This is a genomic window from Lysobacter sp. Soil_C_59 (genome assembly GCF_057656415.1).
In genome coordinates this window covers 128916-140647 of record NZ_JBDGKK010000007.1, presented here as the reverse complement: position 1 = coordinate 140647, position 11732 = coordinate 128916, and the positions used below count along the sequence as shown (strand labels likewise).

Genomic DNA, 11732 nt, shown 5'->3' with positions numbered 1-11732 from the left:
ATGACGATGAGGTGGCGGTGGTGCTGCGGGCCTGGATCCCGGCGTTCGCCGGGATGACCGCAAAGTGGATCAATCGATCCCGAGCTTCTTCAGCTTGTATCGCAGCGCGCGGAAGGTAATGCCGAGCGCGGCCGCGGTGCGGGTCTTGTTGTAGCGGTTTTCCTGCAGCGCCTGCTGGATCGCCGCTCGCTCGATCTCCTCTATATAGGAGGGGAGCGGGCTGCTGGCGGTATCGCGCGGATTGAGCGTGCGCGGGTCGATGGCCATCATCGGTTGGCCACCCACCGCGATCGGGGCGGGCGCTGGCGATGCGGACGTCGTGGAATTGCCCGTGCTCGGAAACACAGTGCTCTGGGCTTGTGGCGCCTGCGGCAAGCGCAGGTCCTCGGCCGTCAGGATCTCGTCTTCGGCAAGTGCAAGCGCGCGCTCGAGGATGTTCTCCAGCTCGCGCACGTTGCCCGGGAACGCATAACTGCGCAGAACCCCGAGGGCGTCGTCGCTCAGCGCAGGCACCGGTCGCGACTGCGCCGTGGCGAGGCGCTTGAGCACCATCAGCACCAGGCCGGGCAGGTCATCCTGGCGCTCGCGGAGCGGCGGTACGCGCAGCTCGATCACGTTGATGCGGTAGTAAAGGTCCTGGCGGAAGCGGCCATCGGCGACGAGCGCGGCCAGGTCCTTGTGCGTGGCCGAGAGGATGCGCACATCCACCGGCACTTCGCTGTTGGCGCCGACCGGACGGATCGACTTTTCCTGGATCGCGCGCAACAGCTTGACCTGCATCGCCAACGGCAGCTCGGCGATCTCGTCGAGGAACAGCGTGCCGCCATCGGCGCTCTGGAACAGGCCGGGCTTGTCGGCATGGGCACCGGTGAAGCTGCCCTTCTTGTGGCCGAAGAACTCGCTTTCCATCAGTTCGGCCGGGATCGCGCCGCAATTGACCGGAACGAACGGCCCGCTGGCGCGGCCGCCTTCGGCGTGGATGGTGCGGGCGACCAGCTCCTTGCCCACGCCCGACTCGCCGACGATATAGACCGGCGCCTGGCTGCGCGCGACCTTGGCGATCGTCTGGCGCAGCGTGGTCATGGCCGGCGACTGGCCGTACAGGCGGGCGGCGACGGCGTCGGCCGGCGGCGCGCTGCGGCGGCTTTCGTTGAGGTCCAGGGCGTGGCGGACCAGGTCGCGCAGCACGGCCAGATCGACAGGTTTGGCGACGAAGTCGAACGCGCCGGCCTTCAGTGCCTCGACCGCGGCTTCGACATTGCCGAAGGCGGTGATCATGGCGACCGGAGTCTCGGGGTGCTTCTGGCTGATCTCGGCGACCAGGTCCATGCCCGAGCCGTCAGGCAGGCGCATGTCGGTCAGGCACAGGTCGTAGCGATTCCGGGACAGCTGGCTGCGTGCCTCCCCGATGGTGGAGGCGGTGTCGCAACGCAATCCCATCCTCCCCAATGTCATGACGAGCAACTCGCGAATGTCGCGTTCGTCGTCGACCACCAGTGCACTACGTGTTTCGGCCATCGTCCCCTCCGTGCGCCACGATAACTTAAGGCTGTGTGAAGAGCCAAGCAGAACTGACGTGCGTCACGCGTTCAGGAAGGCGCGTTGCTGAGAAGCCGGGTCTGTTGGTTGCCTGGTCGTCCCGGCGGGTCAGGCAGACAACAAGGTGTGACTACCGACCAGGCGGATCCGGAAGCAACCGCCACCACCGGGCATCGCCACGTAGTCCAGCGTTGCCTGGTTTGCGCGGCAAAGTTCGCGCGCGATATACAGGCCAAGGCCCGTGCCGTGGCTGGAGGTGGTGAAGAACGGGCGGAACAGGCGCGACGCCACCGACTCCGGGATGCCCGGGCCGCGATCGAGCACGTCGATGGAAGGCGTTCCGGCCTCGTCGGCATAGACATGGACCGAAACCCGGGCCGGCTCGCCCGGCATCCGCCCGTAGGTCAGGGCGTTGTGCACCAGCACGGTCAGCACCTGGTGCAGCTGGCGCGGGTCGATCATCACCGGCAGGCGCGCGACCTTGCCGCCGGTGCGAAGGGTGTCGTGGTCGAGCGGGTGGCTCTCCAGGTACTCCTCGACGAACATGCGGGCGAAGCCAACCAGCTCGACATGCTCGGGCTTGGCCGGCTCGCGCCGGGCCATGCCGAGCACGTTCTCGACGATGCCGTTCATGCGCATGCCCTGCTGGCGGATGATCTCCAGCAGCCGGCGCTCGGCGGTCGGGATGTCGTCGGACTCCTCCAGCAACTGCACGGCGTAGTTGATCGCCGCCAGCGGATTGCGGATCTCGTGGGCCAGGCTCGCCGAAAAGCGGCCAAGCGTGGCCAGGGTCATCGACTCGGCATGGCGCGAGAGCAGCGAGGTGTCGTCGAGGAAGACCAGCACCTGGTCGCTGCCGGCGAGCAGGCGGGTGAAGCGCGGCACCACTTCAGGCAGGTCCGGCGCCAACTGCACGGGGCTGTCGACATTGCTGCCATCGCTGCGCCAGCGTTGCAGGCGCCGCGCAAGTTCCGGTGCCGCCACGGCCAGGCTGCGCTGGCCGTGCAGGTCGGTGCTCTCGCCGGCATCGCCCAGGAGCAGCATCGCCGCCTCGTTGGCCAGGCGGATGCAGTCGCTGCGGTCCACCAGCAGCACGCCGGTGCGCAGGCGGCGAATGATCAGCTCGTTGATTTCGCCCAGGTGCGCGGCCTCGGCGCCGCGGCGCTCGGCCAGGTCGTAGCTGTCACGCATCTGCCGGCCGAGGATGCTGGTCAGGGTGGCCACGGCCATGTAGCCGATGGCGAACATCATCGGTTCGGCAAGGGTGCGGCGCGCGAACATCGGGTCCAGCGTGCTCCATGCGTACTCGCCGAACAGCCCCAGTACCGCCACGAAAGCGGCGCCCAGGCCGTAGCGCGGCGGCAGAAGCAGCGCGGCCGCGCCGACGTTGAACAACAGCATCAGCGCGATGCCCGTGCCCGCCATCGGCATGGTGTGCATGGCCAGGAGGCCGAAGAACAGGTCCGCACCGATGCCGGTCAGTGTCTGGCTGCGCAACTCGCCGCGCTTGCCGAAGGCAAAAAGCAACGCGGCAATGAAGAGGTAGGCCAGCGCCACGGCGCGTGCGCCCAGGGCATGGCGCAGCGGCTCGACCAGTCCGGTCGCCGGCCCGAACAGGAAGAACACCAGCAGGGCCGCCTCAAGCAGGCGGTAGAGGGTGAAGAAGTAAAGCTCGCGGCGCAGGGCGCGATCGGCATCGGCGGCATCGATCGGGGCGAGGGCGAGCGGCAAGCGGTTGTCCGGGTGAGGGCGGGTGGTGGTCGCGAGTATGGGGGGCGGCGGGACATTGTTGCCATATGTGGCGGATGCGGCCCCTCTCCCTGGCCGCCTGCGGCGGCTTGTCCCTCTCCCACAAGGGGAGAGGGAGCCGTCGCAACCCGGGCGTTGCCCTCTCCCCTTGTGGAGAGGGACAGGCGCGCAGTGCCAGGGAGAGGGAAGTTTTGCCCGAACCGCGCCGATCGGCGACAATACGGCCCCCTCGCGCTCGGCCGTGCTGGTCCGCGGGGATTCTTTTCATTCCCCTCGGTGACGCATGAATTTTCACGAATATCAGGCAAAGCAGCTGTTTGCCGACTACGGCATCGCTGTTCCGGCCGGGCGCGTTGCGCGCACCCCTGACGAGGCCGTCGCGGCGGCCAAGGCCATCCCTGGCGACCTGTGGGTGGTCAAGGCGCAGATCCACGCCGGTGGCCGCGGCAAGGCCGGCGGCGTCAAGCTCGCCAAGTCCTATGACGAGGTCAAGCAGTACGCCCAGGCCATGCTCGGCACGAAGATGGAGACCTACCAGTCCGCTGGCGTCGCCCTGCCGATCGACTCGGTGCTGATCTCCGAGGGCACCGACATCGCCAACGAGCTGTACCTGTCGGTGCTGGTCGACCGTTCGACCCAGACGATCACCTTCATCGCCTCCGCCGAGGGCGGCGTCGAGATCGAGAAGGTCGCCGAGGAAAACCCGGACGCGATCAAGACGCTGCACGTGAACTACGTGCAGGGCCTGCAGCCCTACGAGTGCCGTGAACTCGGCTTCGCCCTGGGCCTGAACGCCAAGCAGGTCGGCCAGCTGACCAAGATCATGCTGGGCCTGTTCAAGCTGTTCAACGAGAAGGACCTGGCGCTGGTCGAGCTCAACCCGCTGGCGATCCTCACCAACGGCGACCTCGCCGTGCTCGACGGCAAGATCAACAGCGACGACAACGCCACGTTCCGCCACAAGGACCTGGCCGCGATGCGCGACATCCGCCAGGAAGACGAGACCGAGGTGCTGGCCAGCCAGCATGACCTCAACTACGTCACCATGGACGGCAACATCGGCTGCATGGTCAACGGCGCCGGCCTGGCGATGGCGACCATGGACGTGATCTCGCTCAACGGCGGTTCGCCGGCCAACTTCCTCGACGTCGGCGGCGGCGCCACCAAGGAGCGCGTGACCGAAGCGTTCAAGCTGATCCTGTCGTCCGACAAGGTCAAGGCAATCTTCGTCAACATCTTCGGCGGCATCGTCCGCTGCGACATGATTGCCGAGGGCATCATTGCCGCGGTCAAGGAAGTCGACGTCAAGGTTCCGGTGATCGTGCGCCTCGAGGGCACCAACGTCGAAGCCGGCAAGGAAATTCTGAAGAACTCGGGTCTGGCCATTACCCCGGCCGACGACATCAACGATGGCGCGAAGAAGGCGGTTGCCGCCGTCGCTGGCAAGTAAGGGGCCACAGACATGTCCGTTTTGATCAACAAGAACACCAAGGTGATCGTCCAGGGCTTCACCGGCTCGCAGGGCACCTTCCACGCCGAGCAGATGCTCGATTACGGCACCAAGGTCGTCGGTGGCGTGACCCCGGGCAAGGGTGGCACGCAGCACCTGGGCCTGCCGGTCTTCAACACGGTGCGCGACGCGGTCAACGCGACCGGCGCCGACGCTTCGGTCATCTACGTGCCGCCGCCGTTCGCGGCCGACGCGATCCTGGAAGCGGCCGATGCCGGCATCAAGGTCATCGTCTGCATCACCGAAGGCATCCCGGTGCTCGACATGCTGCGCGTCAAGAACACCCTCAAGGGTTTCGAGGACGTCGTGCTGGTCGGCCCGAACTGCCCGGGCGTCATCACGCCGGGCGAGTGCAAGATCGGCATCATGCCGGGCCACATCCACATGCCGGGCAAGATCGGCATCGTCTCGCGTTCGGGCACGCTGACCTATGAAGCGGTCAAGCAGACCACCGACGTGGGCCTGGGCCAGTCGACCTGCATCGGTATCGGCGGCGATCCGATCAACGGCACCAACTTCATCGACGCGCTGAAGCTGTTCCAGGAAGACCCGCAGACCGAAGGCATCATCATGGTCGGCGAGATCGGCGGTTCGGCCGAGGAAGAAGCGGCCGAGTTCATCAGCAAGTACGTGACCAAGCCGGTGGTCGGCTTCATCGCCGGCGCCTCGGCACCGAAGGGCAAGCGCATGGGCCACGCCGGTGCGATCGCCTCGGGCGGCCAGGGCACGGCCGAAGGCAAGTTCGCGGCGATGGAAAAGGCCGGCGTCACCACGGTGAAGTCGCCGGGCGACCTGGGTGCGGCGATTGCCAAGCGCCTGGCGAAGTAATTCGCGGGTTGCCGATGTTGTGAAAGAGGCCACCTCCGGGTGGCCTTTTTCTTTTTCTGGGAGAATGAAGCTCTATCCCCGCCCCACTCCGCAATCGGGGGAGGGCTTCAAGAGCAGGTGGCACCTCGATGTCCAATCCGCTTCGCATCGCCCTGGCCCAGTTCGACTTTCCGGTCGGCGCGGTTCATCAGAACGCCGAGCGCATTGCGCAGATGATCACGCAGGCGCGCGACGAGTACGGCGCCGACGTGGTGCTGTTCCCCGAACTGGCGCTGAGCGGCTATCCGCCGGAGGACCTGCTGCTGCGCCCGGGTTTCCTCGCAGATTGCGAAGCCGCCATCGAGCGCATTGCCGCGTCCACGCAGGGCATCGTCGCCGTCGTCGGCTGGCCGCAAGCGGCCGGCAGCGTGGTCTACAACGCCGCCAGCGTGTTGCGCGACGGCCATGTGTCGCACACCTACCGCAAGCGCGAGCTGCCCAATTACGCGGTCTTCGACGAGCGCCGCTACTTCGATGTCGACCCCGACCGCGAGGACTGCGTGTTCGATGTCGACGGTGTCCAGGTCGGGCTGATCATCTGCGAGGACCTGTGGTTTCCCGAACCGCTGGCCAGCACGGTCGCCGGTGGCGCGGAGCTGGTGCTGGTGCCCAATGCCTCGCCGTTCGAGCGCGACAAGCATTCCGAGCGGGACCACCTGCTGGCGCAGCGTGTGCAGGAAACCGGCGTCGGCCTGGTCTATCTCAATGTCGTCGGCGGCCAGGATGCGCTGGTGTTCGATGGTGGTTCCGTCGTGGCCGATGGCGACGGCACCGTGCACCCGGCAGCCGCGGCGTTCACCGACCAGTGGCTGGTGGTGGATTTCGATCCGGATTCGCGCCGCTTCAATGCGGTGGAGTGGATGGAGGACGGCGATGAAAGCCGCGACGCGCTGGCCTGGCGCGCGGTCGTGCGCGGCACTCGCGACTATTGCCGCAAGAACGGTTTCGAGAAGGTGTGGCTGGGCCTGTCCGGCGGCATCGATTCATCGCTGGTGCTGGCCATCGCGGTCGATGCGATCGGTGCCGAGAACGTCACCGCGGTGCGCATGCCGTCGCGCTACACCGCGGACTTGTCCAACGACCTGGCCGAAGAGCAGTGCCAGACGCAGGGCGTACGCCTGCTCACGTTGCCGATAGAGAAGCCGTTCCAGGGCTACCTCGATGCACTGGCCGAGCACTTCGGCGACCGCCCGGTCGACACCACCGAAGAGAACCTGCAATCGCGCACGCGCGGCGCACTGCTGATGGCGATGAGCAACAAGTTCGGCGGATTGCTGCTGACCACCGGCAACAAGAGCGAGTACGCGGTCGGTTACGCGACGATCTATGGCGACATGTGCGGCGGTTACGCGCCTCTGAAGGACCTGTACAAGTCGGAAGTGTTCGCGCTGGCGCGCTGGCGCAATACGGTCGGCGATCGCGTGATCCCGCAGGCGGTGATTGATCGCCCGCCGTCGGCCGAGCTGCGCGAGAACCAGAAGGACCAGGACTCGCTGCCGCCGTACGACGTGCTCGACGCCATCCTGCTGCGCTACGTCGACCAGGAGCAGTCGTACGACGAGATCGTCGCGGCCGGGTTCGATGCGACCACGGTCGAACGCGTGCTGCGGCTGGTGCGGATCAGCGAGTGGAAGCGGCACCAGTCGGCGCCGGGACCGAAGGTGTCGCGGCGTGCGTTCGGGCGTGAGCGGCGCTATCCGATCAGCAACGGGTATCGCGGATAGGGCAGCACTGGCACCGCCTCATCACCGTCATCCCGGCGAATGCCGGGATCCAGGCCTGCAGCCAATCCGACATCAACGTCCCTGGGTTCCCGCCTGCGCGGGAATGACGAGCAAACAAAAACGCCGCCCTCGGGCGGCGTTTCTGCATCCGTTTCGCAAGACCCGATCAGTCGTTGTCCAGCGCCGACTTCTCGCCCGCGAACGGGTTGAGCTTGCGGAAATTGCTCGGGTAGTCCGGCCACTTGCCGGTCAGGTACGGATGGTTCGGTTCGTTCTGCTGCAGCACGCGCTTGGCGTCGGCGGCCAGCGTCTGGTTGCCCAGGCCCTCGTAGGCCGCGGCCAGGGTGGCGACGGCGTCGTTCTGGTACTGGCTCTGCGGGTAGGTCTCGAGCAGGTACTTGGCACGCTCGATCGCGCCGACATAGGCGGTGCGGCGCAGGTAGTACAGGGCGGTGTCGAGCTCGTGGCGGGCGAACATGTCGCGCAGGCCGCGCATGCGGCTGCGCGCATCCTCGGCGTAGCGGCTGTTGGGGTAGCGGTCGGCGACGATGGAGAAGTCGTTGAACGCCTGCAGCGGGGTGGCCAGGTCGCGGCGGCTGGCGTCGAGCGTCCAGACCTGCTGCAGGAACACCGTGTCGCGGCTGGAGTTGGAAAGACCGCGCAGGTAGTACATGTACGCGATGTTCTTGTGCGTCGGGTAGGTGCGGATGAAGCGGTCGATGCTGCTGATCGCATCATCGTGCTTGCCCGACTTGTACTGGGCGTAGGCGGTCTCCACCAGCGCCTGCTCGGTGTAGGGGCCGTACGGGTACTGGGCGACCAGGCGCTTGAACGTGGTCTCGGCCGCGGCCCAGTTGCCGTTGGTCATCGACTTGTGGGCTTTCTCGTAGAGCTGCTCGACCGGCACGCCCTCATCGGCGTCCTTGTCTTTGAACTTGCTACAGCCCACTCCAGCAAAAGCGACGATCAGCAGCAGCGCCAGCAGGCGCGAAGGGGCAGAGCGTAGGGTCATGGCAGATACACGGGCGCCGAAGGTACGAAGGTCGGATAATAGCAGCCCCTGCGCGGCAGCCCTGAATCCTTCCCCTCCGATGACCATCCCCGCCACGCCCCTGCATGCCACCGTCCCGGACAGCGCCGCCGGGCGCCGCTTCGACGCGGTCCTGGCCGAGCTTTTCCCCGATTTCTCGCGTTCCCGCCTGGCAGCGTGGATCAAGTCCGGCGATGCCCTGCTGGACGGCCGCGAGGTCCGGCCGCGCGATCCGGTCCGTGGCGGCGAGGCGGTGACCCTCAATGCCGCCCTCGAGGTCCAGACCCATTCCGAGCCCGAGGACATCGCCCTGGACGTCCTTTATGAGGACGAGCACGTCATCGTCATCAACAAGCCGGCCGGGCTGGTGGTCCACCCGGGTGCGGGCAATCCGGCCGGCACGCTGGTCAACGCCCTGCTGCACCGGGACGCCTCGCTCAACACCCTGCCCAGGGCCGGCATCGTCCATCGCCTCGACAAGGACACTTCCGGCGTCATGGTGGTTGCGCGGACCCTGCCGGCGCACACCGCGCTGATCGAGCAGCTGTCCTCGCGCGAGGTCCACCGCCAGTACCTGGCCGTGGTGCTGGGTTCGCTGGTGTCCGGCGGCACCGCCGATGCGCCGATCGACCGCCACCCGCGCGACCGCATCCGCATGGCCGTGCGCGAGGACGGCCGCGACGCGGTCACGCACTTCCGCCTGCGCGAACGCTTCCGCGCGCACACGCTGCTGGAGTGCCGCCTGGAAACCGGCCGCACCCATCAGATCCGCGTGCACATGGCCCACCTCAAGCACCCCATCGTCGGCGACCCGTTGTACGGCGGTCCGCTGAAGCTGCCCAAGGGCGCGACCGAGGAACTGATCGCGACGCTGCGTGGCTTCAAGCGCCAGGCGCTGCACGCCGAGACGCTGGAGTTCGCCCATCCGGTCACCGGCGAGCCCGTGCGCTGCACCGCGCCGGTTCCCGATGACCTGCGCGACCTGGTTCGCGCACTGCACGACGACACCGTCGCCGCGGCCGAGCGGGAGCGCTGAGCGTGCCGGCCCCCTGGCTGGAAGCGCAATGGCCGCTGCCGGCATCGGTACGAGCCTTCACCACGCTGCGGCACGGACTTGGGGTATCGAAGGCGCCGTTCGATCATTTGAACCTCGGCTTGCGCGCGGGCGACGAGGCCGAAGCGGTGCTTCGCAATCGCGCGCTGCTGCACGAAGCGGCAAAGCTGCCGTCGCCGCCGCGCTGGTTGCGGCAGGTGCATGGGGTCGACGTCGTTCGCTTCGATGACGACCGCGGCGAGGACGGCGAGGCGGAAGCAGACGCTTCGGTCAGTTCGACCACCGGCACCGTCCTGGCAATCCTTACCGCCGACTGCATGCCGGTGCTGTTCTGTGCCGACGACGGCAGCGAGATCGGCGCTGCGCATGCGGGATGGCGCGGCCTGGTCGGCGGAGTTCTCGAGAACACCGTGGCCGCCATGCATACTCCGCCGCAGCGGCTGCATGCGTGGCTCGGTCCCGCGGCCGGCCCGCAGCACTACGAGATCGGCGAAGAGGTCTTTGATGCCTTCGTCTCGCGCGACTGGAGTGCCGGCAGCGCCTTCGTCAGCACCCGCCCGCATCACTGGCGCGTGGACCTGTACGCGCTGGCGCGGCGCCGGCTCGAAGCCGCGGGCATCGACCCCAGCCGGATCCACGGCGGCGGCCTGTGTACGATCGCCGAACCGGACCGTTTCTTCTCCCACCGCCGCGACCAGCGCGGTGGGCGCATGGCCTCCCTGATCTGGATCGAGCCAGGACGATGAATACAGTCGCGTCGCCGTCGTTGTACCGGCAACTTCTCGCGGCGCGGTTCGATCAGCTGCCGCCGACGTTGCGCGCGCTGCACGATCGCAGCGGCTGCAGGCGCTACCACGGCAAGGTCGAAGTCGACCGCGGCGGCGGAATGCTGTCACGGCTGTGCGCCTGGGCGGCGCAATTGCCGGCGCCCGGGCGCGGCACGATCAAGGTCGAGATCGATGCCGACGCGAAGGGCGAGCGCTGGGCGCGCGTCTTCGCCGGCAAGGCGATGCGTTCGCGCCTGTGGGCCGACGATGCGTTGCTGCGCGAACGCCTGGGCCTGCTGCGCTTTGCCTTTCGCCTCGATGTCGAACAGTTGCCCGGCGCGGGCCCGGCCGTGGTCTGGCATGTCGCCAGGGTCAGCGCGCTCGGCCTGCCGTTGCCGCTGCGCTGGTTCGCGGGCGTGACGGCGCGCGAGTACGAGCGCGACCACCGCTACCGTTTCGACGTCGCTGCCAGGCTGCCGTGGGTGGGCCTGGTGGTGCACTACCGGGGATGGCTGGATGTCGATTGAATCAGGGCACGACAGCGACGCGATCATCGTCTTCGACGGCGTATGCGTGCTGTGCAATGGCTGGGTGGATTTCCTGTTGCGGCACGATCGCGACGGACGTTATCGCTTCGCCGCGATGCAGACGGTGAGTGGTCGCGAGCTGTTGGCGGCGCACGGCCTGGATCCGGACGATCCGGTGTCGTTCCTGCTGGTCGATGGTGATCGCGCCTGGACCGATACCGACGCGATCGTGCGCGTGCTCCAGGGCCTTGGCGGCGCCTGGCGACTGGCCGGCGCCATGCGACTGGTGCCCAGGTTCGTCCGTGATCCGCTCTACCGCCATGCCGCCCGCAATCGTTATCGGTGGTTTGGTCGCCATGAGCAATGCCTGGTGCCGACGCCGCAACAGGCGTCGCGGTTCCTGCCATGACGGTGCAGATTGCCCGCGGCGCCGTACACGTGGCGATGGTCGTTGCGGCGCTGTGCTTGTCGGGTTGCGCGGGCCTGGACAGCAAGGGCACCACGGCGGCGATGCGGGGCGACGCCGCGCGTCCGGCGCAGGCCGCCGGCTGGATCCGCAGCGAGCTGTACTTTGCCGTCGGCAACGAGGATGGCAGCGACACCGTCGATGAAGGCAAGTGGCGCGATTTCCTCGATCGCGAGGTCACGCCGCGCTTTCCCGATGGGCTGACCGTGCTCGATGGCTACGGGCAGTGGCGCTTCAAGGACCAGGGGCGACTGGTGCGCCAGCGGTGCAAGGTGCTGGTGGTGCTTCACGAGGACGGTGCATCACGGCGCAACGACATCGAGGCGATCCGCCTGGCGTGGAAACGCGCGAGCGGGCACGAGTCTGTGCTGTGGGCGCGGCAGGCGGTGGAGGTTTCGTTTTGAGCGAGGCCCGGCACCGTTCGTCCTGAGCGTAGGCCGTAGGCAGAAGTCGAAGGACCAGCCTGCCAGTCCTGCGGGCCCTTCGACTTCGCTGCGCT

The 11732-nt window shown here is 67.4% G+C and carries 11 protein-coding genes; 8 read left to right on the top strand and 3 right to left on the bottom strand.

The annotated features are described in order from the left end of the window. Window positions 1–69: 69 nt before the first annotated feature. Window positions 70–1518, bottom strand: coding sequence for a sigma-54-dependent transcriptional regulator (locus AC3A3Q_RS14150; RefSeq protein WP_487586840.1), 1449 nt, complete (start codon window positions 1516–1518; stop codon window positions 70–72). A gap of 129 nt (window positions 1519–1647) precedes the next feature. Continuing rightward, window positions 1648–3270: a sensor histidine kinase gene (locus AC3A3Q_RS14145; protein ID WP_487586839.1), complete on the bottom strand. Its 1623-nt coding sequence runs from the start codon at window positions 3268–3270 to the stop codon at window positions 1648–1650. A gap of 301 nt (window positions 3271–3571) precedes the next feature. Here AC3A3Q_RS14145 and sucC point away from each other — a divergent pair, with 301 nt between their 5' ends. The 3 genes from sucC to AC3A3Q_RS14130 all read left to right on the top strand — a co-directional run bounded on the left by sucC (window position 3572) and on the right by AC3A3Q_RS14130 (window position 7389). Next, the gene (gene sucC / locus AC3A3Q_RS14140) at window positions 3572–4738 is read left to right on the top strand and encodes an ADP-forming succinate--CoA ligase subunit beta (protein ID WP_200606749.1); all 1167 of its coding nucleotides are present in this window, start codon (window positions 3572–3574) and stop codon (window positions 4736–4738) included. Between the two features lie 12 nt (window positions 4739–4750). Next, window positions 4751–5626: a succinate--CoA ligase subunit alpha gene (gene sucD / locus AC3A3Q_RS14135; RefSeq protein WP_441816728.1), complete on the top strand. Its 876-nt coding sequence runs from the start codon at window positions 4751–4753 to the stop codon at window positions 5624–5626. A 128-nt stretch (window positions 5627–5754) separates the two neighbouring features. Continuing rightward, the gene (locus AC3A3Q_RS14130; protein WP_487586838.1) at window positions 5755–7389 is read left to right on the top strand and encodes an NAD+ synthase; all 1635 of its coding nucleotides are present in this window, start codon (window positions 5755–5757) and stop codon (window positions 7387–7389) included. Window positions 7390–7555: 166 nt separating this feature from the next. Here the strand turns inward: AC3A3Q_RS14130 and AC3A3Q_RS14125 are convergent, their stop codons facing one another. Then, complete coding sequence (locus AC3A3Q_RS14125) at window positions 7556–8401, bottom strand: outer membrane protein assembly factor BamD (protein ID WP_200606744.1); 846 nt, start codon at window positions 8399–8401, stop codon at window positions 7556–7558. 79 nt (window positions 8402–8480) lie between these two features. On the opposite strand from AC3A3Q_RS14125, the gene rluD reads away from it, so the two are divergent. The 5 genes from rluD to AC3A3Q_RS14100 are packed head-to-tail and all read left to right on the top strand — an operon-like array spanning window position 8481 to window position 11637. Further along, on the top strand, window positions 8481–9455 hold the full coding sequence (gene rluD / locus AC3A3Q_RS14120; protein ID WP_487586837.1) for a 23S rRNA pseudouridine(1911/1915/1917) synthase RluD: 975 nt from the start codon (window positions 8481–8483) through the stop codon (window positions 9453–9455). After that, on the top strand, window positions 9452–10219 hold the full coding sequence (gene pgeF / locus AC3A3Q_RS14115) for a peptidoglycan editing factor PgeF (protein ID WP_487586878.1): 768 nt from the start codon (window positions 9452–9454) through the stop codon (window positions 10217–10219). Before rluD ends, pgeF begins: the two co-directional genes overlap by 4 nt. Next, the gene (locus AC3A3Q_RS14110; protein WP_487586836.1) at window positions 10216–10767 is read left to right on the top strand and encodes a DUF4166 domain-containing protein; all 552 of its coding nucleotides are present in this window, start codon (window positions 10216–10218) and stop codon (window positions 10765–10767) included. Before pgeF ends, AC3A3Q_RS14110 begins: the two co-directional genes overlap by 4 nt. Then, a complete protein-coding gene (locus AC3A3Q_RS14105) occupies window positions 10757–11176 on the top strand; it encodes a thiol-disulfide oxidoreductase DCC family protein (protein ID WP_487586835.1) in 420 nt (139 codons plus the stop codon). Before AC3A3Q_RS14110 ends, AC3A3Q_RS14105 begins: the two co-directional genes overlap by 11 nt. Further along, complete coding sequence (locus AC3A3Q_RS14100; protein ID WP_487586834.1) at window positions 11173–11637, top strand: DUF3574 domain-containing protein; 465 nt, start codon at window positions 11173–11175, stop codon at window positions 11635–11637. The genes AC3A3Q_RS14105 and AC3A3Q_RS14100 overlap by 4 nt, the downstream gene beginning before the upstream one ends. The last annotated feature ends 95 nt before the right edge of the window (window positions 11638–11732 follow it).

What these genes read in the sequence shown, in the direction of transcription:
- AC3A3Q_RS14130 (WP_487586838.1), top strand. Translation starts at nt 5,755, where the DNA reads ATGTCCAATCCGCTTCGCATCGCCCTGGCCCAGTTCGACTTTCCGGTC.
- AC3A3Q_RS14150 (WP_487586840.1), bottom strand. Translation starts at nt 1,518, where the DNA reads ATGGCCGAAACACGTAGTGCACTGGTGGTCGACGACGAACGCGACATT.
- sucC (WP_200606749.1), top strand. Translation starts at nt 3,572, where the DNA reads ATGAATTTTCACGAATATCAGGCAAAGCAGCTGTTTGCCGACTACGGC.
- AC3A3Q_RS14110 (WP_487586836.1), top strand. Translation starts at nt 10,216, where the DNA reads ATGAATACAGTCGCGTCGCCGTCGTTGTACCGGCAACTTCTCGCGGCG.
- AC3A3Q_RS14105 (WP_487586835.1), top strand. Translation starts at nt 10,757, where the DNA reads ATGTCGATTGAATCAGGGCACGACAGCGACGCGATCATCGTCTTCGAC.
- sucD (WP_441816728.1), top strand. Translation starts at nt 4,751, where the DNA reads ATGTCCGTTTTGATCAACAAGAACACCAAGGTGATCGTCCAGGGCTTC.
- AC3A3Q_RS14100 (WP_487586834.1), top strand. Translation starts at nt 11,173, where the DNA reads ATGACGGTGCAGATTGCCCGCGGCGCCGTACACGTGGCGATGGTCGTT.
- rluD (WP_487586837.1), top strand. Translation starts at nt 8,481, where the DNA reads ATGACCATCCCCGCCACGCCCCTGCATGCCACCGTCCCGGACAGCGCC.
- AC3A3Q_RS14125 (WP_200606744.1), bottom strand. Translation starts at nt 8,401, where the DNA reads ATGACCCTACGCTCTGCCCCTTCGCGCCTGCTGGCGCTGCTGCTGATC.